Raw genomic sequence first — 24,477 nt, 5'->3', positions numbered from 1 at the left:
TTTCCCTTTTTTATATTTAGGGGGAAGTGGGGGTATGCGATATGAGACGGTGGATATCCTATTTCCTATCCGGGTACAAAAGGTCGGGACTGACATTGATGAAACGTACGTAATCCTCCGTATGCGCGAAAGACTCGTCATTGATTCGTCCAGCCAGTTCATCGGGTGTCAGACATTCCACATCGTAGAATGTCTCGTCTTCAGGATCATCCAGACTTCTGGCGGGGGATTTCCTCCACATCTCAATGATTTTCTCATCAGAAACGTCTCTGCTGAAAAAACCGCAGTTCCATACAAAAGCGAGTAATCGTGTTTCTCTTTTCCCTGTATGGTCAGGGATTGTAATCTGTTCCTTTGATTTCATAAGTTTCTATTTTTTAATCTGTCCATTTTATATTCGGTTTATTTGGTTCATGATTGTTTTGCAATGCAGTTATGTCCGTTATCACTTCTCCAGTAAACAGATTGATGACTTCCCGTCCAGTTTCCACGGCCTTTTTCACGGTATGGTATGTACCTCCGTTGCACACGTTGTCCCAATATGCTATTACCATTGAAGCCCTGCTGACCATATAGGTGTCACGGCGCAGGTAACATCCCCTGTAATATTTTTCTGAAAGCATCACTACCCGGTCAGCCTTCTTAAGCAGTTCCCTGTAAAGCAGCTGGTCTTGCGGGTCAAACCATTCGGCTTGGGCTCTGAAAGGGATAGCAGCCGCCAGTGTCATATCCTCATATTGTTCTTTCAGTTGCAGGACAGCTTCAGCCGCTATCATGTCGAACCCTTCTGCCATGCCCGAATAAAATTCTCTGAAACCTTCTTCATAGAGGTTTTTTATCATAGTTATGACCTTTCCCCTGATTTGTCCGCTGAAGTTCCGGTAGTCCTTGTTTTCCTGCATCAGTCTTTGCTTCCGGTGTCCCGTGAATGCCGCTACCTTTTTTTCTTCCTGTTTCATGATGTTCTGTTTTTTGTTCTACATGTGTCCGGTATATGCCGGAGTTTGATTTCTTGCAGGCTTTTCTGTCCCGTGCCTGGATACTGCAAGGCTTGTCGGGAGAAAATACCGCAAGCGCAGCGAGGATGATTTTCTCCCGGGCAACCGGAACGGCCTGCCTTGCAGATTCCGTAAAGGCACGGGCTACCTTTGCCGGAAGAATCAAAGGACGTTTTCCCAGTGTTTTTCCTTTGCCGAAATCCCCCTGCCGATGTAACGTAATGACACCCGATGTCACGCATCGTCAGTGTTGTAAATCAATGGATTAAGCGTTATATATTCGTGGTCGAAATCATTTTTTTGTCTCACCAATTAAAAGTTTCGACACATGAAAAAAAGATTCTTTTTTGCAGCCATGATGCTGCTTGCAACGACAGGGGCTTTCGCCCAGGGTAATGGTATCAGCGGTATCACTGAAGCCACCAACATGGTCACTTCCTATTTCGATCCGGGAACCAAACTGATTTATGCCATCGGAGCCGTGGTCGGCCTTATCGGAGGCGTGAAGGTCTATTCCAAGTTTTCCTCGGGAGATCCCGACACCTCCAAGACGGCAGCCAGCTGGTTCGGTGCCTGCATCTTTTTAATCGTAGCCGCCACCATCTTACGTTCATTCTTCCTCTGATTATGGCGGAGTATCCTATCAACAAGGGAATCGGCCGCAGCCCTGAGTTCAAGGGGCTGAAAAGCCAGTACCTGTTCATCTTCGCCGGCGGACTGCTCGCCCTGTTCGTCCTGTTTGTCATCATGTACATGGCAGGCATCGACCAGTGGGTATGTATCGGCTTCGGTGTCATCTGCGCTTCGGTGCTTGTCTGGGTGACTTTCCGCCTGAACGCGAAATATGGTGAATGGGGACTGATGAAATTGCAGGCGCTGCGCCGCCATCCCCGCTACATCATCAGCCGGAAGGGTTTCCTCCGGTTGATTTGTCCAACCCCGAAAAAACGTAATGTATGAGAAATGTAATGAAAGCCGCCACACTGGAAAGCCGGTTTCCTCTGATGGCCGTCGAGCACGGGTGCATCATCAGCAAGGATGCCGACATCACCGTGGCCTACAGGGTGGAGCTGCCCGAAGTGTTTACGCTGACACGCGCCGAGTACGAGGCCCTCCATTCCACATGGGCGAAGGCTGTCCGGGTTCTGCCGAACTACAGCATTGTCCACAAGCAGGATATCTTCATCGAGGAGAGTTACAGACCTGACATCTGCCGGGATGACCTGAGTTTCCTCAGCCGAAGCTTTGAAAGGCATTTCAACGAACGGCCGTACCTGAACCATACCTGCTATCTGTTCCTGACTAAGACCACTAAGGAACACAGCCGCACGACAAGCAGTTTCAATGCCCTCACGCGCGGGTTTATCATCCCCAAGGAGATGCAGGACAAGGATACCGTTGCACGCTTCCTGGAATGCTGCGGGCAGTTCGAGCGTATCGTGAACGACAGCGGTCTGCTCCGCATGGTCAGGCTGACGGACGAAGAGATTACCGGTACGGAAACCTCCGCGGGCATTATCGAAAAGTATTTTTCGCTTTCGCAGGAAAATACGACCAGCCTGCAGGACATCACTCTCGGAGCCGGGGAAATGAAGGTCGGCGACAACCTGCTCTGCCTGCATACCCTCTCCGAAACGGAAGACCTGCCGTCATCCGTGGGTACGGACAGCCGTTATGAACGGCTGTCCACGGACCGCAGCGACTGCCGCCTGTCCTTTGCCGCACCGATAGGGATACTGCTCACGTGCAACCATATCGTGAACCAGTATCTCTTCATAGACGATTCGGCGGAAAACCTGAGGAAATTTGAGCAGACCGCCCGCAACATGCACTCGCTGTCCCGTTACAGCCGCTCCAACCAGATCAACCGTGAATGGATTGAGGAGTACCTGAACGAGGCGCACAGCAAGGGGCTCACTTCCATCCGTGCGCACTGCAACGTCTTTGCATGGAGTGACGACCGGGAGAAGCTGAAGCGTATCAAGAACGACGTGGGCAGTCAGATTGCCCTGATGGAGGCCAAGCCCCGTCAGAACACGGTCGATGTGCCGACACTCTTCTGGGCGGCCATTCCCGGCAATGCCGGTGATTTCCCGTCAGAGGAAAGCTTCTACACCTTCATCGAGCAGGCCCTGTGCCTGTTCATCGGGGAAACGTCCTACAAGGATTCGCTCTCGCCGTTCGGCATCCGCATGGTGGACCGTCTGACCGGAAAGCCTGTCCATCTGGACATTTCCGACCTTCCGATGAAGAACGGTACGATTACCAACCGCAACAAGTTCATCCTCGGACCTTCGGGCAGCGGAAAGTCTTTTTTCACCAACCACATGGTGCGCCAGTATTATGAACAGGGAGCGCATGTGCTGCTGGTGGACACGGGAAATTCCTATCAGGGACTGTGCAGCCTTATCCATGCACGCACGCATGGCGAGGACGGCATCTATTTCACCTATGAGGAGAGCGATCCGATAGCCTTCAATCCTTTCTACGTGGAGGACGGTGTGTTTGACATCGAAAAGAAGGAGTCCATCAAGACACTTATCCTTACCCTGTGGAAACGTGACGACGAGCCGCCGACACGTGCCGAGGAGGTGGCACTCTCCAACGCGGTCAATCTCTTTCTGGAGAAGATACGCACGGACAGTACCGTGGTTCCGTCCTTCAATACCTTCTATGAGTTCATCCGAGACGAATTTCAGGAAATCCTGAAGACCAAGCGTACACGGGAGAAGGATTTTGACGTGTGGGGATTCCTGAATGTGCTGGAACCTTATTACAAGGGTGGCGAGTATGACTTCCTGTTGAATTCCGACAGACAGCTTGATTTGCTTGGCAAACGCTTCATTGTCTTCGAGCTGGACAATATTCGTGACAACAAGGTGCTGCTTCCGATTGTCACCATCATCATCATGGAAACTTTCATCAGCAAGATGCGAAAGTTGAAAGGTATCCGAAAGATGATACTTATTGAGGAATGTTGGAAGGCATTGGCATCCGCCAATATGAGCAACTATATCCGCTACCTTTTCAAGACCGTCCGAAAGTTTTTCGGAGAGGCTGTTGTCGTTACCCAGGAGGTGGAAGACATCATTTCGTCACCCATCGTCAAGGGAACCATCATCAACAACAGCGACTGCAAGATTTTGTTGGACCAGAGGAAGTATGTCAACAAGTTCGATGAAATCCAGTCCCTGCTGGGCCTGACCGACAAGGAACGTGCTCAGATTCTCTCCATCAACATGGCCAACAGCCCGTCCCGCAAGTACAAGGAAGTGTGGATAGGTCTCGGCGGAACACAGTCGGCGGTCTATGCCACCGAGGTCTCGCCGGAAGAGTACTGCACCTACACGACCGAGGAGACGGAAAAGCTTGAAGTAATGCGGCTTACCCGGAAGCTGGGTGGCAATATCGAGCTGGCAATCAAGCAGCTGGCCGAGAGCAAGAGGAAAAAGTGAAATCATTTATCAACCCATTAAACTTCTGAATTTATGTATAGCGATCTGGAATCTAATGAAAGCAAACGCCGTGAGGTCGTGTCATCTCTCTACTGGTCCCTGATGCAGGGCTGGAATATTCCTCTTTCCATACAGGACTATTACGGGCTCACGGAGGATTACCGTCTGTTCCATCAGCTTGAAGGGATGGCTCCTGACGAATACCTGCGGAAGAGGCAGACGGGGGAAGTACCCGACATTCTGGAGGTGGATGCAAGACTGACACACGCGGTGGAGAAGATTTTTGAAAGTGTATGTCCCCGTCCTCCGGCTGAATACCTTGACAAGCTGAACGGGGAACTGGAGAGGCTGGGCAGTATTGCCGCCTCGCCGGGTTCCGTACATGACCCGATACATATCCGCCCGGATTTTCTCGTGAAATACGGCATTGACAGGAGCAGTCCGGAGGATGTGATACGGAAACAGGCGGAGAAGGCTTACCGGGAACTGGATGCCCGATTTGTCAGGATGACCGGCAGACGTCCTTATGCGGACGAGTTCTTCAGGAATATCAGGCCTGCCCGCACGGTCTCCTCGGAAACAACACTGCGGAGGAAACCGCACATCACCGTCCGTCCTAAGCCGAAAGGCCGCAAGATGGGACTCTGAACTAACGGAAAAGATTTATCAACCATTAAAGATTAACGACATGAAGAAAAGAATTCTGACAGCCTTATGCTGTATCTGCCTCCTTTCGGCAGGCAGGGCACACGCCCAATGGGTAGTGACCGATCCCGGGAATCTTGCCCAGGGCATCATCAATGCCGCCAAGAATATCGTCCACACGTCCTCGACGGCTGGCAACATGCTCAACAATTTTCAGGAGACGGTCAAGATTTACAAGCAGGGCAAGGAGTATTATGACGGCCTTAGGAAAGTGAAGAATCTGGTACGCGATGCCCGCAAGGTGCAGCAGACCATCCTGATGGTCGGCGACATCACGGAAATCTATGTGACCAGTTATGAGCGTATGCTCAGTGACCCTTATTTCACCCCTGAGGAACTGAGTGCTATCGCCCTCGGCTACACGAAGCTGCTGGAGGAGAGTGCCAATCTGCTGACGGACCTGAAGACGGTGGTCAACGAGAACGGCCTTTCGATGAACGACAAGGAACGTATGGACATCATCGACCGCTGTTATACCGACATGCTGCAATACCGCAGTCTGGTGCAGTACTATACCAACAAGAACATCGGCGTGTCGTACCTGCGTGCCAAGAAACAGAATGATCTTGACCGTGTGATGGCTCTGTACGGTTCACCCAACGAACGTTACTGGTAATTTCAAGGAGGATTGCTTATGGTATTGTTGGCTGTGAATTTTGACAATCTGCACCAGATCCTGCAAAGTCTGTACACGGACATGATGCCGCTCTGTTCGCAGATGACCGGCGTGGCCAAGGGCCTTGCCGGATTGGGAGCCCTCTTTTATGTGGCGTACCGTGTCTGGCAGTCGCTGGCCAGGGCCGAACCTATTGACGTGTTCCCTTTGCTGCGTCCGTTTGCTCTGGGTATCTGCATCATGTTTTTTCCGACCATCGTGCTGGGTACGCTCAACAGCATTTTGTCACCCGTCGTGACCGGAACGCACAGGATTCTGGAGACGCAGACCTTTGACATGAATGAGTATCGGCAGCAGAAGGACAAGCTGGAGATTGAGGCGATGCGGAGGAATCCCGAGACGGCCTACCTGGTGGACAAGGAGGCTTTTGACAACAAACTGGATGAACTGGGAGCTCTGGACGCTATCGAGGCTTGCGGTATGTATGTGGACCGTGCCATGTACAACATGAAGAAGTCCGTGCAGAATTTTTTCCGTGAGCTGCTGGAACTGATGTTCAATGCGGCCGCGCTTGTAGTGGACACGCTAAGGACATTCTTCCTGATTGTCCTTTCCATTCTCGGACCGATTTCCTTTGCCATTTCGTGCTGGGACGGCTTTCAGGCCTCGCTGAGCCAATGGTTTGTCCGCTATATCAGCATCTATCTGTGGCTGCCCGTCTCTGATCTTTTCAGCAGCGTGCTGGCACGCATACAGACCCTGATGCTTCAGAGGGACATCGAGCAGCTGTCCGACCCCAACTTCATTCCGGACAGTTCCAATGCCGTGTACATCACGTTCCTGATTATCGGCATCATCGGGTATTTCACGATTCCGACCGTGGCCAACTGGATTGTTCAGGCCGGTGGAGGTGCAGGAAATTACGGCAAGAACGTGAATCAGGCTGCTTCCAAGACAGGCTCCATTGTGGGCGGTGCCGCAGGTGCTACTGTAGGAAATGTGGCCGGAAGACTAATCAAGTAACAATCATAAAACGAATAAGAATGGAATTCAAATCATTGAAAAATATCGAGACCAGCTTCCGGCATCTGCGCCTGTTCGGAATAGTCTATCTGGGTGTCTGCACCCTGCTTGTGGGCTATTCCGTGTGGAAGGCATACAGTTTTGCCGAAGCCCAGCGCCAGAAGATCTATGTGCTGGATGAGGGGAAGTCGCTCATGCTCGCCCTCTCGCAGGACCTGGAGCAGAACCGTCCCGTAGAGGCAAGGGAACATGTCAGACGTTTCCATGAGCTGTTCTTCACGCTGGCCCCTGACAAGAGTGCCATCGAGGGGAACGTGCAGCGTGCCATGTTCCTGAGTGACCGTTCCGCCTATTCCCATTACGGGGATCTGGCCGAACAGGGTTATTACAATAGAATAATTTCGGGCAATGTCAGCCAGCGTATCGAGATAGACAGCGTGAAATGCGACTTCAACACCTATCCGTATGATGTCATGACATACGCACGCCTTTTCATCATCCGTGAGAAGAGCGTGACGGAACGCAGCCTTGTCACGCATGGCAGGTTGCGGAATTCCACCCGCAGTGACAACAATCCGCACGGGTTCATCCTGGAAGGGTTCCACGTGCTGGAGAACAGGGATATCAGAATGTATGACAGATAAAACAATGTATGTATGAGAAAAATGTATGTAAAGTTCAAGGAATGTATCGGGGGCAGGCTGCGCGGCCTTTGTGACAGACTCACACCCCGTCAGAGGGCAATCGCCATCATCGTGATGGTTTCCCTTTTCGCGCTGGTGAATTTCTACATGATTTTCCGTGCGATTTATGACATCGGACGGGAGGATGCCCGGCAGGACATCATCAGGATAACCCCGCTTGAGGTTCCCGACTTTGTGCCTGCGGATACCCTCTCCGATATGAAAGTCCGTGAGATGGAAGAGTTTTTTAACCAGTTCAACAAGTAAGATTATGAGTACAGATGCAGAAAAATTGAAACAGAAGCAGAAAATCAGGAAATATCTGGTTTTCACAGGCATGTTCCTGCTGTTCCTCGGGTGCATGTGGCTAATTTTCGTCCCGTCCGAAAAAGACAGGCAGGAGGCGGAAAGGAAGACGGGCTTCAATGCCGAACTTCCCGATCCGAAAGGTACGGGTATAGAGGCGGACAAGATGGCTGCCTATGAGCAGGCAGACATGATTCGCCGGCAGGAGGAGAAGAAGCGTACGCTGGCCGACTTCTCCGCCCTGACCGATGGACACAGACAGGATAATGTCCCGAAGACAGAACCGGCGCAGGACATTGCAAGTGAAAATGAAAGCCGTGCGTACAATTCAGGAGGAAACGGCAGGACGGGAGCCTTCGCCTCTTCAGCCTCGGCTTACAACGACATCAACGCCACTCTCGGCAGTTTTTACGAGAGTCCTGAGGAAGACCCGGAAAAGGAAGCCCTGAAAGCAGAGGTGGAACAGCTCCGACAGGCTGCCGCAGCGCAGACGGCCGGACCGAGCTACGAGGAACAGGTGGCTCTGCTGGAGAAGTCCTATGAACTTGCCGCCAAATATATGCCTTCGGGCGGCAGCACGGGAACAGCGGACAGTCAGGAGACGGAAAGTCCCTCAAGGGAGAGGAAGGCGAAAGCCGTTCCCGTCGGGCTGGTGTCCTCTCCGGTCGTGTCGTCCCTTCCTCAGCCTCTTACCGATTCGGTACAGTTCGCGAGGCTGCTTTCCGGTGCTGATATCGGCTTCCATACGGCTGTGGGCAGTGCCGGGACACAGATGGCGAGGAATACCATACGGGCCTGCGTGCATGGCGACCAGACCATTATCAGCGGACAAAGCGTGCGTCTCAGGCTGCTGGAGGCCATGCGTGTGGGAAGACATGTGCTTCCCCGCAATACCCTGCTGACCGGTGAGGGACGTATCCAGGGCGAGCGGCTTGGCATTGAAATCCTGCAGGTCGAATATGACGGCAATGTCATTCCCGTGGAACTGACCGTGCTGGACAGTGACGGACAGGCCGGGATATTCATTCCCGGTTCGACGGAAGCGAATGCGGTAAGGGAAGTGGCTGCCAACATGGGACAGAATCTCGGCACGACCATCTCCATCACCAACCAGTCGGCAGGCGACCAGCTTCTCTCCGAGCTTGGACGAGGGGCCATACAGGGCGTGTCGCAGTACATCTCCAAAAAGATGCGCGAGGAGAAGGTACACCTCAAATCAGGCTACGGACTGATGCTTTATCAGAACAACAATCAATAACCCATTAAAACAGTAAAGACATGAAAAAGATTCTTTTGATGCTTGCCCTCGCAGGCGGCGTTGCAAGTGCACATGCACAGTCGGCTGATACCACGGCCGTAAATGATTTGACCCTGAAGGCGGATATCTATCCGCAGCAGGAGGACGGCGACCTCTATCACGGGCTGTCCAGAAAGCTCACCTTTGATCGGATGATTCCGCCTTACGGTCTGGAAGTGACGTATGACAAGACGACTCATATCATCTTTCCCTCGGCTGTCCGTTACGTGGATCTCGGTTCTCCGAATCTGATTGCGGGCAAGGCGGACGGTTCAGAGAATGTAATCAGGGTAAAGGCTACCAGAAAGAACTTCCGTGAGGAGACCAACATGTCGGTGATTACCGAAAGCGGAAGTTTCTACACCTTCAATGTGAAGTATGCCGATGAGCCTCTGCTGCTCAACATCGAGATGGCCGATTTTGTTCATGACGGCAGCGAGGTGAACCGCCCGAACAATGCCCTTGACATCTACCTGAAGGAACTCGGCAGCGAGTCGCCCAAGCTGGTACACCTTATATCCAAGGCCATCCACAAGGATAACAGACGTCATATCAAGCATATCGGGAGCAAGGCGTTCGGCATCCAGTACCTGCTGCGCGGACTCTATACCCATAACGGGCTGCTTTATTTCCATACCCAGGTGAAGAACACGTCGAACGTGCCTTATGAGGTGGATTTCGTGACGTTCAAGATCGTAGACAAGAAGGTACTCAAGCGCACGGCCATCCAAGAGCAGGTGATATTTCCACTGCGTGCCTACAACTATGCCACGGCTGTCGCCGGAAAGAAGGATGAGCGTACTGTCTTTGTCTTTGACAAGTTCACCATTCCCGCCGACAAGATGCTGGTGGTGGAGATGCACGAGAAGAGCGGAGGCCGTCATCAGACCTTCACCGTGGAGAGTGAGGACATCGTGAGAGCGAGGGTGATCAATGAACTTAAAGTGAAATGACCATGAAGAAGTATCTGTTTCTTTTTGCCGTATGCGTATCGCTTGCCCTGTCATCGGGGCAGGCATACGCCCAGCGTTACCTTCCCGGAATGAAGGGTGTGGAACTCAGGGGAGGCTTTGCCGGAAACCTGAAATCACCGGTTGACTGGTACACGGGCTTTGCCGTGTCGGGATATACGAAAAGGGCCAACCATTGGGTGGCTGGCGTGGAATATCTGCTGAAGAACTACGGCTATCGCGGGACCTTCGTTCCACGGGCCCAGTTTACTGCCGAGGGCGGCTATTACCTAAAGTTCCTGTCCGACCCGGCGAAGATATTCTTCCTTTCTGTCGGCGGTTCTGCCCTGGTGGGATATGAGACGTTGAACTGGGGAGAAAAGGTTCTGTATGACGGTTCCATGCTTTCCTACCGTGATGCATTTGTCTATGGCGGAGCCCTGACGCTGGAGCTGGAAAGCTATGTGACTGACCGTATCGTGCTGCTTGCCCATGTGCGCGAACGTGCGCTATGGGGCAGTTCTCTGGGAAAATTCACGACACAGTTCGGGCTTGGAGTCCGTTTCATCATCAATTAGACGCCTATGGATATAGAGATGATAAGAGGCATTCCCATTGAGGAATTCCTGTCCCGTCTGGGACAGGAGCCGGTCAGACGGCACGGCGACGAATGCTGGTATCTCTCCCCGTGCCGTGAGGAAAGGACACCTTCGTTCCATGTGAACACCCGTAAGGGGGTATGGCATGACTTCGGCACCGGGCATGGAGGCGACATCTTCACCCTTGCGGGGGAACTTTCAGGAAGTGACGGCTTCATGGCGCAGGTGAGGTTCATCGCCGGAGTTTATGGAGGCACAATACCTGAATATGCCGGACAGAAAAGAGAAAAGGAAAGTGTCAGGACAGAAAAGCGCAAGGAGCCTTCCCGCTTCGAGGAGGTGGTTTGCGGTCCCTTGCGGTGTAATGCACTGCTCGGCTATCTGAAGGGACGCGGTATTCCAGTGGAAATTGCCTGTGCGGAGTGCGAGGAAGTACGGTTCCGGCTGTACGGCAAGCGGTATTTCGCCGTCGGTTTCAGGAATATGGGTGGAGGCTATGAGCTTCGGACCAGGTTCATGAAATGGTGCCTGCCGCCCAAGGACATTTCCCTCATCCGTAACGGCTCGCTTACCTGCAACCTTTTTGAGGGCTTTATCGACTTTCTTTCATGGAAGGTACTCGGCATCAGCCGTGGTGAGGATTATCTGGTCCTCAATTCGGTGGCCCTGCTTGAACGCTCGTTCCCTTATCTGGACAATTACGGGAAAATCCGGTGCTATCTGGACAATGACGATGCCGGAAAAAGGACACTGGCCGTCCTTCGGAAACGCTACGGTGACAGGATTGACGACTGTTCCGACCTGTATGCCGGATGCAAGGACCTGAACGAATATCTGGAAAGCAATTTTCCGCCTGAACAGTAATTTTTTTATAAACCGTTAAAACAAGAAATGAATATGAAACCGATTATGAACAAGAAAGGGCTGTTTGCCCTTGTATGCGCCCTGATGGGCATGACCTTCAGTATATTGACCTCGTGCAGCGATGACCTTGACGTGCAGCAGTCCTATCCCTTTACTGTGGAGACGATGCCTGTACCCAAGCGTATCGTGAAAGGCGAGACCGTGGAAATACGCTGTGAACTGAAACGGGAAGGACGGTTCTCCGACGCCCGCTATACCATCCGCTATTTCCAGCCGGACGGCGAAGGCAAACTGCGCATGGATGACGGGATGGTGCTGCTGCCCAACGACCGTTATCCTCTGGACAGGGAGGTGTTCCGTCTTTATTACACCTCAGAGTGTGAAGACCAGCAGAGTATCGACATCTATTTTGAGGATAACAGCGAGCCGGCACAGCTTTTCCAGCTGACCTTCGATTTCAACAACGAGACGGAGGACGAGGATACCGTAGTTATGTCAAGCGGCGAGGAACTGCCTGTTGTCGTATCACAATGAACCTGACCTGCCTATGGGAATAAGAGCAAAGTTGTTTGCGGCGTTTTTCGCCATCATCTGCTTCGGGAGCATACCGTTGCGGGCGGAGAATCCGGTAAAGGAAAAACAGGACAGGTTCAGCCTTGCGGTTGAGTGCATTAAGCGGTTCGAGGGCTGGCATGGAGAAAAAAGACACTGGCCTTATGTCGGGTACGGGCATAAGGTCCTTCCCGGGGAAAGGCTGACCAATGGCATTACAAAAGAACAGGGGGATTCAATCCTGAGAGCGGATTTACGCAAGTTGTGCCGTATGTTCAGTTATCTGGGACGTGATTCGCTGCTCTTAGCTGTTTTGAGCTATAATGTGGGGGCATACCGTTTGAAAGGTTACGGCAAGATGCCCAAGAGCAGTCTGTTGAAGAAGCTGGAGGCCGGAGACCGGAATATCTATAAGGAGTATGTTTCTTTCCGGTGTTACAAAGGCAAGGTAGTGCCGAGCATTGAACGGAGAAGGAAGGTGGAATACATGCTGCTTTTTGAGGAATGAAAAATGAGGAAGAATCTTTCAGTCTTTTGACTGTCAGTTTCTTCCTCGTCTTTTGTTTTACTTTCCGGTTATCGTTTCCGCCATAGGGTTCTGCCGGTGCATTTCCCAGTTCATGATTGCCGATTTTTTACTTGAATTTGCATAGCAGTATTCGCAGAGATGGGGGCAGGTATTGTATTCCCCGATATCCTTGGCTGCCATACATCCGCATGAGGCACGTTGTCCCGGATCCTTTTTGTGATTGCTGACGAAGTATTTGTTGCCAGGTAGAAGCACAGCATCGTAAGGAAGGTCATTCATGTCGAAAAAGGCTGGAGAAGGCATTTCCTGTATGGTGACTCCCAATGCAGACATCAGTTTCTTGTCTTTCCATGCCAGACGTGCTATCAGGTCACCGTCGATGCAGCGGTTACGTGATATTCTGTATTTGCCAAGATCCAGATTTTCGCCGCAGGTAGCCAGCTCCAGATTCCATCCTCTGTTACGGTTCAGTACTGTCAGTTTTCCGGCAAGTTCCTCCATTTTTTCTTTATTCCATTCATGATACGGGATTCCGCTGTCTGTCATGTTGGCCTTGACCTTTCTGTACGAGTCTATGTCTGCAAAACTGAAAACCAGCTTTTCCGTACAATTGTGTATCTCCGTTCCTACACGTTCAATCTTTTCAATCAGAGTATCCACGGATATGTTGTCGGTGAGTATCAGCGGATCGAACCGCCATATTACGGCTTCTTTACCCAATATCTCAGAAAGAGTCCTGAATGTTTCAATGCGTTCCGTCAGTGGAGGAACACCGGTTTCCAGTCCGTCTTTCTCATAATCATTCAAAGTGAACTGGATATAGCAGCCGATACCCCTTTCTTTCAGGATTGACAGATAAGGAAGAAGAGGTTTGGGATTTTTCGACCAAAATACTATGAATCTTGTATTCCGGTAAGAGATATAGTTTTTTTTCCCGTTGAACGGGTTGTTCCATACGGAATAGCCGGTTTCGATCCGATGGAAGAACCAGTCCGCATAGAATGCCGGGATGTCCGTGCCACGGCTTGCCGATATGATGTCGGGAGCCGGGACTTCCATCTTTCGGCCGTCTATGATGATATTTGCTTTTTTCCAAGTCATATTGTTAAAATTATATAGTAAAGACAGGCGTCGGTTATGAACGCCTGTCCGGGTTGTTGATATGTCATTGGTTTGCTTGCGGCAAAAATAATATGAATATTTCATTCTGTAGCCGTTCAGCTTACCAGAACCGCATCCTGTATTTCCACCTCTGCTGGAAGACGGGAAAGCAGGAGTTCCGCCATTGCCCCATTCTGTGGAATCAGTGCCGGGAAATCCGTTCTGCCCGGCTTATATATCTCAGTCGCTACGTTATACAAGTCCCAAGCGGTGATTTGTCCCTTTTCGCGGACCAGTTTCAGCACCTCTTCCGTGAAGATGGAAATCTGGCTCTGGTTCAGCGGGTAGGTTTCCACGGAGGATGACAGGTTCCTGTCCGAACTGTCATGGGAGACGCGCAATGCTGTCAGCAGCCCGATATACATATACACTTCCTCCAGGGAGACAATTCTGCGTTTCAGCCGCTGAATCCTTGCGATGTCCTCGTTCATGTTCACCTCGAAGTTTGCCAGCCAACCGTCCACCGTTTCGAATACCCCTTCCGTTGTCACCTTGTTTTTTCCGTAATTGCAGATGCTCCTTTCCGGTGATAGGATACACTGGTTATGGCATATCTTCACGCACGGGCCTATGGCCGCTTGTATGCCGTCCTGATGGTAGGCGACGACCAGCGTAGTCGTCAGCTCGTCCGTTTCCCAGTCCTTGATCCGGATGGTCGCGAAGATGCGTCGGAGGATGTGCGCTTCCACTGCTTTTTCACCAAGTGTCTGTTCCACCTGCGGGAGAATGCTTACTCCCGGCTGTGTCTTGTTCCTGTTCTGTGCCGCGAAGATTTCTTCCACCTCGTAATCGAGGTTGTACTTCTCGCAGATGTCCATCATACGCTGCAGGACCTGGTAGTGATAGATGCCCTGGACAGGCTTGCCGTAGATGTCATTTTCTTTGTAGGTACGCTGGAGAGTCTCGAAGTTCATTACTTCGATTCCGTTGTTCTGAAAATCAAACTGCTGTTGTTTTTCCAATACTGCCATTGCTTCCATAATCTTGAATTTTATAAAGTTAATACTATGATTGTCTATCTTTTTTCAGGTATGTATCTGCCATCCGTGGAACGGTTCAAGTGTCACGGCAAAAGACCGGTCCGGTATTCCGTGATAGAGCAGACCGCCTACGATGCCGATGCTTCCGTCGGGATAGCGTTGCGTGAAGCCGAACGAGTACGGGGCATGGTCATAATAGAGCGAGATTTCGCTTGGATGGTCTGGATTCTCCTCCCATTTTTTCAGTCTATCCAGACAGTTCTGGAGTGATGTGTCACCGATGGATTCGGCGTAACGCTTTACATTCTGGAAATGTTCTTCATTCAGGATTTTCATGAGTCATTGTATTTTATCTGTTAAACACGTCCGGCTTCGGGAGCCGGTATTTTTTATTTTTCGCCTGCCTGACTGTCCCGTGACCGTACCCGCAAGGTTTGGCGAAAGAAAATACCGCAGCCACCGGCGAGGATGATTTTCTTTCAGCCAACCCCATAGGGGCCTGACCTTGTCCGGGTACGTTGGACACGGGACTACCTTTGCTGGAGGAAAATAAAATATACAGGTTGTGTGTCGTTGTATTTTCTTGCAGCTATGTCGGTGAGAAACCCATTGATTTGTTCGTCTTTGACAAAGGAATGGTGTACTTTTGCAAATCCTAATTTGAAAAATCATGGAAGATTATATAAAGAAAGCTGCGGATGCTTTCCTTGTGGAGCGTCCGTATGGTATGCGTGTGGATTACAGTAAGCAGGGATACGTGCTGTTCAACCGTAACCTCAATGTGTTGGGCAATGGGGAACATGCCCGCCTGGAGGAACTGTCTCTGGAAGAGTTTGATGTGGACGAGATTCCCTTGGAAGGAGAAATCATAAAGGAACATGCGGGTTTTACCGATGTGTTTTTCTATTCGGATTGTACCAATCCCTATGCAGGGTATGTGCTGGATCTGAAGAAGCTCAAGGTCTATAACCAGTTTATATATCCCTTGGCGATGGTACTGAACAGAAAGCTGTAAAATTCAGATAATAGCGGTAACAGTTGCATAGGAGAGCTGTTACCGCTTTGGATCTTATTTTCTGATTTCATTTCCGGCAAGAAATGCAAGATAGTCTGCCACAGCCTTATGGCACCCGGTAAAGTCGGGAGTACGGCGGCCTTTGTATTTTCGGAAACTGACGGTTCCGTTCCTGTCGATTGCTGTCACATGCCTGTTGAATGTCCCTTTGGTTCTGATATGGATGTCAAAGCCGTCCCTTCCGGTAATTTCAAGAAACATTTCTGCCGTTATTTTCTCACCGTCCAGGAATTTCCGCTTGTTCTCGTCAAGCAACTGTTGCCATCGGGTTTCTTTCTCCTTTCTTTCCAGTTCTTCTTTTCTTTTCCGTTCCAGTCGCTTTTCTTCCTGCTTTTTTGCATATTCCTCACGGGCCTGTACCAAAGGGGTGGAGTCAAGACCGAGTGCATTGAATACATGGACAGACAAGAGGGGAATGATTTTTCCATCCTCTACATCCTTCAGGGTGTTTTCAATCCAGTTCTTGCAATAGGTCGCCGCTTCTTCCCGGTGCCCCTCCTTGTCAAGTATTCTGCGTGAATACTGTCCACAGGAAAAATGGACATCACCTATCTTGCAGATTATATGGAAACTGTCTTCACTTTCGTTTCCGTATTCGTTTTTTCTTGCCAGCGAGATGAATACATTCTCCGCATACGGCTCAAGTTCCATGTATGGGGCAACGATGGTGTTGCCGTCAAACTTGTATTTCAATACTTTTGCTTTCATGTTTCTATTCTGTTTTTCTGTCGGTAGATATTTCATCTATTATCTCATTCTCTTTTCTCTCACCTTTGAGGAAGGCAAGCAGCCGCCCGAAAAAGAACGGGGCTTGGTCTGTCCCCAGCTGTGAGCTTTCCCCGTTCCGGGTGGCGCATATTGCAAACCGTCCCAGTCCGAGACTGTCCTGTGGAGGTAGGATATGGAATGACAGGTTTCCCGTACCGTTGATATGAAGCCCGCCACGGTAGGTGTAGAATGTCTTTGCGGTTCTTCTGTCCGTATCAATGTCCACCCGGCTGTAGCCTGTTTTTTCCAGGTGCTCAATTATTTCCCGGACGGATATTTCCATGTCTGTACAACAGTTCGTCCAGTCCATGTTTGCCAGCACCGCCTCATAACGGTCATAAACCGTGTTGAACTGCTTCTGATATTCTTCAAGAAAATTTCCTTCGTCATCGCACATATCTTCAAGCGCAATGCCGCTTCTTTTCACGAGGGCGATATCCGCCAGTCCGCATACCGTTTCGATAAGCAGCGACCGTTCCATATCCCCGTTTTTCCCTATCCCGAATATTTTCATCCGGCAATACCGGAACATGGCAACCCGTGTCGACATGTCAAGGTCTTTCCATACATTGATATTTTCCTGTACATATAGCTTTTTTCTGATTTCTTCCGGCAACGAGTACCACCATTTGTTCAAATTTTCCGTATCCATAAATTTTGATTTAAGTTGTTTTAAAATTCCGCCTTGATTGCCATGTGCGGTATGCAGTGGCATATTCCTGCCTTTCCCGTTCCAGATTGCTTTCCGTTTCCGGGGTATATCCGAGCAGGCGTATGTATCCGCCGTTGCAGCCTGTCAGTTCGCAGCGCATTCCGGCTGCCTCCAGTTTCCCGATGCGTTTCTGTGCCGTCTTCGCACTCGAATATTCCTTGGGCCAGAAATAATGTTCGCCCTGTGAGCCGTAAAAGTCCTCTCCAAGTATCATTTCCCCGATATGTCTTCGGTTCTCGATGAAGCCGAACCGGGCCTTGCCCAGTGCCTGACGTATAGCCTTGTGTGCCGCTCCTTCGGGATGTCTGAAAGCTTCAGGATTGTCTTTTCCCGTAATTTTCGGCAGTTCCATCCGGTACGGCTGTCTGTAGCTGCCGATTCCGAGCGTGAGATAGAAGTTGGTGTGGAAATAGTCGGTCATGGGGTCGCTTTCATCGAAATTGTATGACATCACAAAATCCCTGACGTTTGTCATCACGTCCTTGGCCCGGTCGGTCAGACTGTCTGATGTCTGGATGTTGTAGTGGTTGATGTCTCCCTGTATTTTTCCTGACTCTTTGGTGAAAGCCTCGAAGTCTGCTTTCATCAGCCGGATAAGGATTGAATTGTATCCGTCCCTGCGGACCGAGAAGGTATATCTCGGGTAGGTTTCCTTGAGCCATGCCCTGACCAGTTCCGTGATCTCCGGTGCGGACTGTCCGGTATAGTTGTGTCCTTTCCAGCGGTATTCATTGTACACATATTCGGTGTATTCCTTTGCGGTGGCACCCTGAAAGTCGTGTTCGTAGCCTGTTGGAGCTGTGGAAACGCAGGGCTTGTCTTTCCAGACCTCGAACAATTTTCCGAATTCGGTGTTCACCTGCTGCATGAGGGCAGTGTCACCACCCTTGTCCGGGTGGTGAAGCATTGCCAGACGGCGGTATTCCTTTTTCAGGTCCGCCAGAGAGTGTATGTTTTGAAAATAAGTCATGTCTGTATCCGTTAAAGTCCCGCGAGACGGTTGATGAAATATATCTGCCAGTCCAGGTCAAGCCCGAGGTTGCTGCACGCGATTTCGAAGTCTTCGCTTCTCAGGTCGTTGTCCTCCTGAAGTTCCTGCAGGTTTCTTATCTCGTCGTCCAGGTATTCCTGTGCCTCTTCCTTGCCGCAACTGCATGAGTTGCAGATCAGGTCAATGATATTCCGTGCCATATCTGTTGTCTTTAATTGTTTGTCAGGTATATGTTCCTCTTCTCGTCATAGTTTTTGCCGTTCCACCATTCGTCGGCGGCCTCGGAGAATGTTTGCCCGGAATTGGCTGAAGGGAAATCGGATGTCTTGAATCCGGTCAGGTATTCAAGGTTATCGGTATTGTTGGATTTCCACCATTCCTGCATCTTTTCCAGAAAGGATTGCTTGGAGCAGGTCTCCACATTGTCCTCGCACTGGGAACACCAGATGTCATCGTCCACGTCACTGTGGTATTCGTTCGTGTTTACATCCACCCATGCCTGAATCTCAATCTCTGTTGAACCGCAGTCACTGCACACTTTGATTTTGGAATCGTCCGGGTGTTTGCGCCTGGCCTTGCCGTCATACAGGCTGACGGCCCGTTCCACCAGTTTTTCCCTGTAGCGGTCCGTCAGTTCCGCATAGAACCGTTCGGAGGCTCCGAATACACCCTTGTCCGTCATCAGACTCCATTTTTCCCAAAAATGTGGGTACATTTCCTTGAAGACTGTCTTGCACTCTTCCTCGCACCAGGTATTCCACATGTAGTAGAAGTAGCTGGACACTGCATTTTCCGCTTGATATTTCATACTGTTGTTTCTATTTGAGGTTATACATTTTTGCAAAATGGCTGTTCACTTCAGGAATCCTTTTCTTGTAATAGGGTTGGTTGTCCCTGCACCAGTCCGCCAGTTCCTGTTTGTTTCTGAAAGGTTCCCTCCAGCTTTGCCCGCTCATGATCATTTCCACCTGCGGGGCCAGCTCCCTGATGAACGCTCCGACAGTCCATCCCTCCCGGACGTGTCTGTCCATATTGACTTTTGTTGCCATATTGTCTTTCGTTTTAAGAGTTCCCGTTTGTATTTTCAAGTTGAAGCCTGACTGCTTCGTACATTTGATTGAGCCAATCAATGTTGCTGGCTCCAAGTTCGAAAGGACTCTGACAGAAAACCTCTTCCATACTGTCCTTTATTGTTGCCAACACGGTAATGAACTTGTCAGTAACCTCAATTCCTGTAACATAACACTCGTATGGGTCTCCATTATCGTCAAACCAGATAATCCATACGGGGTCTTCTTCGTTGTCGGTAAACGTGATTTCTTTCAGTCCCTGCGCATCAAGCAGCTCCCTGATGGCTTCGATTATGTCCTTTCTCAGTTCTTCAATCCTGTCGCTGAAACACATGGACGTGTATCTGACCTTGCCTTTGCCACCCCGTTCCCTGAAAGAAAGGATCTGCATGTCGGGGTGACAGCCGAATCTCCAGTCTGTCACCTCGTCATCATCGCAGGTAGTGTGGATGTTTCCGCCCAATACCAGACCGCAGTCTTCCGTTACAATTCTTTCCGCCTCGTCGCGGTCTTCCGCCACGACCTTGTAGGTACCCTCGAAGGTGTACCTTACTCTTACATCGTACTTTGCCATAATTCCTATGATTTGGTTAATGATTTCTGTTGTTGATTCTTATTCTTGGTTCTCGAACGATTCCGGTGACAACCGGTACAGTTCAGCCAGGTTCAGTTTGGCCATCGGGTATTCTACCCATCCGCTTTTGCGTCTGTATCCCGTATCTTCGGCAAGGCTGTTCCTTATGAGGAATTCCATCGCTTCCGGATTGTTGTTTATGTCAATGAATGCCTGGTCGGGAATCCCGAATGCCGGAGAGTCTTCCAGATTGACGGTAAGTACCGTGTATAGTTCCCCGTTGTCCGGTGATTCCAGACTCAGAACCGGCCATCCGTTCGGGTAGAAGCCGGTGACAAGCCTGAATTCCTTTCCATGGTACCGGAATGTCCTTTCAGACCGGTTTTTCCCGGATTCCTGAATTTTGAAGTCGTCTTCTCCTTCAGTGAATGTCCTCACCGGGCAGGACACATCGTAATGGCAGCCGTCTTCGTGTCCGCACAGGTATTCTTTTCCCTTGAATAGGATGATTGCATATTTCTTTTCCATGATTTGATATCTTTAATTGACCATACTTGATTTATGAAGCGACAAGACCTATCTTTTCTCCGAAGAAGGAATCGCATACCCCGTACACATGCTTGATGGAGCATTCATATTTTGAGTTCTCGCTGTCAAGACGGAAGCGGAATCCGTGATAGTCCCTGACTTCCAGTTTCAGTCTGACATCTTTCAGGAGTTCCATTTCCAGGAGGCTTCCACCGCCGTACATGGAGCTGAAGATGCCGCAGCAGTTGCCTTTGGGAATAATGACTTCCCCAAGCGAGAATCCGGCATCATAAAGTTCCTGCAGGCTTACCTTGCCGATATAGGTCAGCAGGTTGGCACCGCAGCAGGAGTTGATAAGTTCATGGTAGAACTGTTCATAGGATACCTGTTCCTTGCCGTCCCTGTATTTTTTGTCGGGGAACCGGCCATATACCGTGTAGCCTTTCTCCACCAGCATTTTCTTCACTTTGGCTGGATTGAGGTTCAGCGCGTCTATCATATCCCCGAAATAGGATTCCTTGTACCGGTATCCTTCCTGCGATTCCAGCCAGTTGGAATTGATGCAGTCGTAGTTTGACAGCATCTCGACACGCACGGGGATGTCATCCGTGTTTTTGAGAAGTTCTTTCAGCGTGTCAGAGTCGTTTCTGTCATAGATTTCTTCCCTGATTTCGTCTTCGTGTTCTTGAAAGAACTTGTCCACTTCCTCTTCCCCGAAATCATGGAAACGGATACATTCATCCTTCAGCTTTGAGACGATTTCACGGACAGCTTCCCATTCGGCGTCACCGTACCATTCGTCCACTTTCTCCCACAGACTTTCACAGCTCCTTTCTTCCAGACACTTCTGGATGGTGTCACGGCAGTTGTCGAGATTGTCGTTGTAGTCCACCCATACCAGCGTGTAGGACTTGTCCATGAGCGATTTCACGAGTTCCATTGTCAGTCTTTCCTGTTCTTCCATTTCTGTTACCTGTGTACGGCAGGATTCTGTTTCCCGTACATGTCGTTTATAAATGAGAAGAGCGACCTTTCGGCCGCTCCCTTGTCATTCGTACTCTTCCTTGAGCCTTTCATATTTCTCTGTTTCCATTTCCGTCTCGCCGTCGAAGTGGAAATGTGCCATATGACCGTATCTGGTTTTAGGCTCACCGCCGCATTTGTGCAGTGCGGTGTCTATTTCCCAGTCGGTATCACCGATGCCGAGGGATATGTATGTCCCTCTGAGCATACACCCGGCCAGCCTCAGTGCGGCATCCTTCCTTTTTTCCCGGCGGAGCCTGTCAAATGCCGCGAGCGCGATTTCCCGGTTGGGTATTTTTATCGTAGTTTCCATATCGTTTCATTTTCAGTTTGCCGTTTCCTTGTCTTTCCCGCTGTCTTTTGCTGCCAGGACACCGAAAGGCAGATCGAGTATCCTGTGGTTAAAACATAGCGTTGAATTGTAGTCCGTGCGTTGCCAGAGGGTAAAATGGTCTCCGGCGAACGACCATCTGAAATAGCCTGACAGTGAGCCGAACTGCGGATTGACATTCCTGCTTATGAGGAAGCGGTTCACATCCACGATGTGTCCCGCCGTCAGTAGTATGTTCAGTATTTCCACGAATGCCAGCTGCGAGTATGGGTCGATAGGCATTACAGGTCCTTTGAAGTTGATTTCCATATCTTTTGTCTTTTAGTCATAATTGTCATCAAATATTTCGTAACGGAATGTNTTTTTCGTGTCTCCCGTGCTGTTGTAGTACAGCTCACAGATGCGGCAGAATTCCTCGATGATGACACGGTATACCTCGTGTTCTCCTTCCGAGGGACGGACGGTATGTGTCCGTATCCGGTATTTCTCTCCTGCGAAGTCCCTGAATTTACGGGTGATGACCGTTTTGCCGATAAGTTCGGAGAGTTCGTCCTTGTTGTACACGTCCTGGTTCTGTTTCTCGATGCCGAATACAGTGGCTTTCCCCGGACAGTGGCAGGCACGGAAAAGGACATGCCCCCTGAAGGCGGGGAACGGTGTTCCGTAATCCGGGTTGTTCTCTTCCTCTATCTCGTGGTCCCTGTTTTCGTGGTAGACCTGCGGGCTCCAGCATATCATATTTACGGAGTTGTTGTAGAGTAGTTCGAACTGGCTGTACAGTTCCGCGATGTTGTTGCGGGTGGTTGTTCCCGTGTCGAGGATCTTGTACCTGAGCCTCCTGAATATGCACAGGATGTTTCTTGTACGCTGCGATGTGGGATTGGTGATTTCGTCCGACTCGTCGAAGACAAGGCACAGCTTGCCGGAAGTGCGTTTCACGAAACGCATCAGTCCTCTTTTCAGTTTCCGGAGCATGGAGGTGGAGACGACAAGGAATGTCCCTTCCGGTATGTTGTTGAGGTCGCCGGCGGTCTGTATTGTACGGAAGCGTTCCTTGTTTATGGTAAGGAACGGTATCCAGGTCATGTTGGTGGCGATGGCCGGGGCAAGTATGATGACGTTCTTTGCCTTTCTGAACTTGAGCAGGTATTTCGCCCTGTGATAGACGGCGGCGGTCTTGCCTGAACCCTGCTGCCAGTTCAGCAGGGCGTAGCGTTTCTGCAACACGAGGTTCAGGTCGTGTTTCTGCAAGTCCGTGAATTCGCAGACTTCACCGTCCTTGTTGATGAATGTGGTGCGGTCCAGGTATTCCTTCAGGCCGGCATCTTCCCGCATTTCCGCAAACTGGAGATTCTGGGTCTCGTATTGCCTCTGTTTGCGCCGTATCAGTTTACTGGCGGCACGGATCTGCCGCATGTTCTTTTCTGTGACGTTTTCCGGCATCGGGAGTTCGGCCCTTCCGAGTATGAGGTCGTTGATGCCTGCGGCCTTGTGCGTGACCTTGTCAAGCAGACGCGGGGCATATTGCTTCAGCTTGAAGCCGTAGGATGTCTTCACCAATGCCACTTCCTTGCGCGGCACCACGTTCTGCGAGGTGATGTACCTGCGGATGATGCCGAGAACCTTGCCGGTGGTCAGCTTCTTGCGTTCCCATTCCTTTATCTGTTCCCGGGTGGCATTTTCCGGCGGTTTCTGGTTGCGGAATTTGGACACCAGCGCCTCCGCCTTTTCGACATGCCTGTTCAGCACGGCATGGGCTTTCAGCTCGTACATGTATTTGGCGAGCCTGTACTCGAACTGTTCCAGCTCTTCTTTGTCTATATGGTTGCACTCCCGCATCAGCTGGAGGCGCAGCCGGTGTTTCATTTTCCGCACTTCGGCTATGCGTTTCTTCAGCTCATCCATGCTGACAAACTCTTCCGCGTTGTAGGGCTGCATTTCAATATGGAGGGAACGGCGGAGGAATACCATGATTTTTGTTGCGAAATTCTGTACGCCCACCGTAGAGAAGGCTGAATGTTCCAGCCTGGTCTGGCCGATGAAGGAGAAATTCGAGTTGATTTTCGCCACGCGTGTCTTTTCCCAGAACTCGTTCTGCATGAAGGAGAGAGGGACGATGACCATCAGGATTCCGGCAGGGTTGAGCACGTCATAGGCCTTGTCCATGTAGAATTCCTGCGACAGCCTGTAATCAAATTTCAGGTTGAAGGGCGGATTTCCGACAATGATGTCGAAACGCTGTTCGGGATTGTACAGCTGTATGTCGCATTTCTCGATATGAGCTTCCGGGTAGAGGTATCTGGCAACGGCCACCGCCTTGCCGTCAATGTCGAATCCGTAGGCATTGTGCAGGTTGGGCAGATGGTTGAAGAAGTTGCCCATGCCGCAGCACATGTCAAGTACCATTTCCGCCGATGTCGGAGAAAGGGTCTCCACCATGCTCCGGCATATGTCGTGCGGGGTGAAGAACTGTCCCATCTCGAATTCCTTCTTGGCCTCGGCGTATTCATGGTAGCTGGTGAAATCCGACTGCCTGAGGTTGTGCAGTCCTCCGATTCCCGTGTAGCAGTTGTAGATGCTTTCCTTCGGAACGAGGTCCTTGCCGGAGTCTATGGCGAAAAGGATTTTCTCGTTGATCTCGGCACGCCTGTCCTGGGGAATCTGTTGGGGTATGATGGCATACATGT

At 50.5% G+C, this 24,477-nt stretch carries 31 protein-coding genes and 1 pseudogene; 15 read left to right on the top strand and 17 right to left on the bottom strand.

Annotated elements, in window-relative coordinates; genetic code table 11:
- Nucleotides 1-58: 58 nt before the first annotated feature.
- Entirely contained in the window at nucleotides 59-241 is a 183-nt protein-coding gene (locus BQ7483_RS17445) for a hypothetical protein (RefSeq protein WP_139247520.1), read from the bottom strand.
- A 136-nt stretch (nucleotides 242-377) separates the two neighbouring features.
- Nucleotides 378-959: an SLOG family protein gene (locus BQ7483_RS03880; RefSeq protein WP_071149225.1), complete on the bottom strand. Its 582-nt coding sequence runs from the start codon at nucleotides 957-959 to the stop codon at nucleotides 378-380.
- A 367-nt stretch (nucleotides 960-1,326) separates the two neighbouring features.
- Between BQ7483_RS03880 and BQ7483_RS03875 the strand changes: the two genes are divergently transcribed.
- The 14 genes from BQ7483_RS03875 to BQ7483_RS03810 are packed head-to-tail and all read left to right on the top strand — an operon-like array spanning nucleotide 1,327 to nucleotide 12,556.
- Entirely contained in the window at nucleotides 1,327-1,623 is a 297-nt protein-coding gene (locus tag BQ7483_RS03875) for a DUF4134 domain-containing protein (protein ID WP_072544864.1), read from the top strand.
- Nucleotides 1,624-1,625: 2 nt separating this feature from the next.
- The gene (locus BQ7483_RS03870) at nucleotides 1,626-1,958 is read left to right on the top strand and encodes a DUF4133 domain-containing protein (RefSeq protein WP_005801790.1); all 333 of its coding nucleotides are present in this window, start codon (nucleotides 1,626-1,628) and stop codon (nucleotides 1,956-1,958) included.
- The gene (locus tag BQ7483_RS03865; RefSeq protein ID WP_032944426.1) at nucleotides 1,955-4,453 is read left to right on the top strand and encodes a TraG family conjugative transposon ATPase; all 2,499 of its coding nucleotides are present in this window, start codon (nucleotides 1,955-1,957) and stop codon (nucleotides 4,451-4,453) included. Before BQ7483_RS03870 ends, BQ7483_RS03865 begins: the two co-directional genes overlap by 4 nt.
- A 33-nt stretch (nucleotides 4,454-4,486) precedes the next feature.
- The gene (locus tag BQ7483_RS03860) at nucleotides 4,487-5,101 is read left to right on the top strand and encodes a hypothetical protein (protein WP_032944423.1); all 615 of its coding nucleotides are present in this window, start codon (nucleotides 4,487-4,489) and stop codon (nucleotides 5,099-5,101) included.
- A gap of 40 nt (nucleotides 5,102-5,141) precedes the next feature.
- Nucleotides 5,142-5,774 carry a DUF4141 domain-containing protein gene (locus tag BQ7483_RS03855; protein WP_055172651.1) on the top strand — a complete coding sequence of 211 codons (633 nt, stop codon included), beginning with the start codon at nucleotides 5,142-5,144 and terminating at the stop codon, nucleotides 5,772-5,774.
- A gap of 18 nt (nucleotides 5,775-5,792) precedes the next feature.
- Entirely contained in the window at nucleotides 5,793-6,797 is a 1,005-nt protein-coding gene (gene traJ / locus BQ7483_RS03850; RefSeq protein ID WP_032944415.1) for a conjugative transposon protein TraJ, read from the top strand.
- A gap of 20 nt (nucleotides 6,798-6,817) precedes the next feature.
- A complete protein-coding gene (gene traK, locus BQ7483_RS03845) occupies nucleotides 6,818-7,441 on the top strand; it encodes a conjugative transposon protein TraK (RefSeq protein WP_029426967.1) in 624 nt (207 codons plus the stop codon).
- Between the two features lie 12 nt (nucleotides 7,442-7,453).
- Nucleotides 7,454-7,747, top strand: coding sequence for a TraL conjugative transposon family protein (locus tag BQ7483_RS03840; protein ID WP_071149221.1), 294 nt, complete (start codon nucleotides 7,454-7,456; stop codon nucleotides 7,745-7,747).
- Between the two features lie 4 nt (nucleotides 7,748-7,751).
- Nucleotides 7,752-9,044 carry a conjugative transposon protein TraM gene (traM, locus tag BQ7483_RS03835; protein WP_072544863.1) on the top strand — a complete coding sequence of 431 codons (1,293 nt, stop codon included), beginning with the start codon at nucleotides 7,752-7,754 and terminating at the stop codon, nucleotides 9,042-9,044.
- Between the two features lie 20 nt (nucleotides 9,045-9,064).
- Nucleotides 9,065-10,036, top strand: a complete 972-nt coding sequence (gene traN, locus BQ7483_RS03830; RefSeq protein WP_032944397.1) for a conjugative transposon protein TraN — start codon at nucleotides 9,065-9,067, stop codon at nucleotides 10,034-10,036.
- A 2-nt stretch (nucleotides 10,037-10,038) separates the two neighbouring features.
- Nucleotides 10,039-10,611, top strand: a complete 573-nt coding sequence (locus BQ7483_RS03825) for a conjugal transfer protein TraO (protein ID WP_072544998.1) — start codon at nucleotides 10,039-10,041, stop codon at nucleotides 10,609-10,611.
- A gap of 6 nt (nucleotides 10,612-10,617) precedes the next feature.
- A complete protein-coding gene (locus BQ7483_RS03820; RefSeq protein WP_072544862.1) occupies nucleotides 10,618-11,496 on the top strand; it encodes a toprim domain-containing protein in 879 nt (292 codons plus the stop codon).
- Nucleotides 11,497-11,529: 33 nt separating this feature from the next.
- Entirely contained in the window at nucleotides 11,530-12,030 is a 501-nt protein-coding gene (locus BQ7483_RS03815; RefSeq protein ID WP_072544861.1) for a DUF3872 domain-containing protein, read from the top strand.
- Between the two features lie 13 nt (nucleotides 12,031-12,043).
- Nucleotides 12,044-12,556 (top strand): glycoside hydrolase family protein, encoded by a 513-nt coding sequence (locus BQ7483_RS03810; RefSeq protein ID WP_072544860.1) that lies wholly within the window; start codon nucleotides 12,044-12,046, stop codon nucleotides 12,554-12,556.
- 57 nt (nucleotides 12,557-12,613) lie between these two features.
- Here BQ7483_RS03810 and BQ7483_RS03805 read toward each other — a convergent pair whose 3' ends face one another.
- From BQ7483_RS03805 to BQ7483_RS03795, 3 genes are all read right to left on the bottom strand, one after another.
- Nucleotides 12,614-13,678, bottom strand: a complete 1,065-nt coding sequence (locus tag BQ7483_RS03805; RefSeq protein WP_072544859.1) for a DUF1848 domain-containing protein — start codon at nucleotides 13,676-13,678, stop codon at nucleotides 12,614-12,616.
- 116 nt (nucleotides 13,679-13,794) lie between these two features.
- Complete coding sequence (locus tag BQ7483_RS03800) at nucleotides 13,795-14,718, bottom strand: DUF932 domain-containing protein (RefSeq protein WP_071149216.1); 924 nt, start codon at nucleotides 14,716-14,718, stop codon at nucleotides 13,795-13,797.
- Between the two features lie 45 nt (nucleotides 14,719-14,763).
- Nucleotides 14,764-15,054 carry a DUF4120 family protein gene (locus BQ7483_RS03795; protein ID WP_071149215.1) on the bottom strand — a complete coding sequence of 97 codons (291 nt, stop codon included), beginning with the start codon at nucleotides 15,052-15,054 and terminating at the stop codon, nucleotides 14,764-14,766.
- A 334-nt stretch (nucleotides 15,055-15,388) separates the two neighbouring features.
- Between BQ7483_RS03795 and BQ7483_RS03785 the strand changes: the two genes are divergently transcribed.
- The gene (locus tag BQ7483_RS03785; protein WP_072544858.1) at nucleotides 15,389-15,733 is read left to right on the top strand and encodes a hypothetical protein; all 345 of its coding nucleotides are present in this window, start codon (nucleotides 15,389-15,391) and stop codon (nucleotides 15,731-15,733) included.
- Between the two features lie 54 nt (nucleotides 15,734-15,787).
- Here BQ7483_RS03785 and BQ7483_RS03780 read toward each other — a convergent pair whose 3' ends face one another.
- From BQ7483_RS03780 to BQ7483_RS03725, 12 genes and pseudogenes are all read right to left on the bottom strand, one after another.
- Nucleotides 15,788-16,501: a hypothetical protein gene (locus tag BQ7483_RS03780; RefSeq protein ID WP_072544857.1), complete on the bottom strand. Its 714-nt coding sequence runs from the start codon at nucleotides 16,499-16,501 to the stop codon at nucleotides 15,788-15,790.
- 4 nt (nucleotides 16,502-16,505) lie between these two features.
- Nucleotides 16,506-17,042 (bottom strand): hypothetical protein, encoded by a 537-nt coding sequence (locus tag BQ7483_RS17855; RefSeq protein ID WP_235847298.1) that lies wholly within the window; start codon nucleotides 17,040-17,042, stop codon nucleotides 16,506-16,508.
- A gap of 181 nt (nucleotides 17,043-17,223) precedes the next feature.
- Nucleotides 17,224-18,243: an LPD29 domain-containing protein gene (locus BQ7483_RS03770; RefSeq protein WP_071149211.1), complete on the bottom strand. Its 1,020-nt coding sequence runs from the start codon at nucleotides 18,241-18,243 to the stop codon at nucleotides 17,224-17,226.
- A gap of 11 nt (nucleotides 18,244-18,254) precedes the next feature.
- Nucleotides 18,255-18,464 carry a hypothetical protein gene (locus tag BQ7483_RS03765; RefSeq protein ID WP_071149210.1) on the bottom strand — a complete coding sequence of 70 codons (210 nt, stop codon included), beginning with the start codon at nucleotides 18,462-18,464 and terminating at the stop codon, nucleotides 18,255-18,257.
- Between the two features lie 11 nt (nucleotides 18,465-18,475).
- Nucleotides 18,476-19,072: a hypothetical protein gene (locus BQ7483_RS03760; RefSeq protein WP_071149209.1), complete on the bottom strand. Its 597-nt coding sequence runs from the start codon at nucleotides 19,070-19,072 to the stop codon at nucleotides 18,476-18,478.
- 10 nt (nucleotides 19,073-19,082) lie between these two features.
- Nucleotides 19,083-19,313, bottom strand: coding sequence for a hypothetical protein (locus BQ7483_RS03755; RefSeq protein ID WP_071149208.1), 231 nt, complete (start codon nucleotides 19,311-19,313; stop codon nucleotides 19,083-19,085).
- 13 nt (nucleotides 19,314-19,326) lie between these two features.
- Nucleotides 19,327-19,908, bottom strand: coding sequence for a hypothetical protein (locus BQ7483_RS03750; protein WP_057254238.1), 582 nt, complete (start codon nucleotides 19,906-19,908; stop codon nucleotides 19,327-19,329).
- Nucleotides 19,909-19,947: 39 nt separating this feature from the next.
- Nucleotides 19,948-20,436 (bottom strand): DUF4313 domain-containing protein, encoded by a 489-nt coding sequence (locus BQ7483_RS03745; protein ID WP_025279125.1) that lies wholly within the window; start codon nucleotides 20,434-20,436, stop codon nucleotides 19,948-19,950.
- Nucleotides 20,437-20,467: 31 nt separating this feature from the next.
- Nucleotides 20,468-21,400: a hypothetical protein gene (locus tag BQ7483_RS03740; protein WP_057254240.1), complete on the bottom strand. Its 933-nt coding sequence runs from the start codon at nucleotides 21,398-21,400 to the stop codon at nucleotides 20,468-20,470.
- Between the two features lie 84 nt (nucleotides 21,401-21,484).
- Nucleotides 21,485-21,772 carry a hypothetical protein gene (locus BQ7483_RS03735; RefSeq protein ID WP_072544856.1) on the bottom strand — a complete coding sequence of 96 codons (288 nt, stop codon included), beginning with the start codon at nucleotides 21,770-21,772 and terminating at the stop codon, nucleotides 21,485-21,487.
- 12 nt (nucleotides 21,773-21,784) lie between these two features.
- Nucleotides 21,785-22,099 (bottom strand): hypothetical protein, encoded by a 315-nt coding sequence (locus BQ7483_RS03730; RefSeq protein ID WP_005801751.1) that lies wholly within the window; start codon nucleotides 22,097-22,099, stop codon nucleotides 21,785-21,787.
- Between the two features lie 54 nt (nucleotides 22,100-22,153).
- A pseudogene (locus BQ7483_RS03725) lies at nucleotides 22,154-24,475 on the bottom strand (N-6 DNA methylase); the annotation flags it as partial.
- Nucleotides 24,476-24,477: the final 2 nt, after the last annotated feature.

Source organism: Mediterranea massiliensis, assembly GCF_900128475.1.
In the GTDB taxonomy this organism is placed as follows: Bacteria; Bacteroidota; Bacteroidia; order Bacteroidales; family Bacteroidaceae; genus Bacteroides; species Bacteroides massiliensis_E.
Note: the sequence above shows the minus strand (reverse complement) of the source record. Positions and strands in the feature narration are given on the sequence as shown.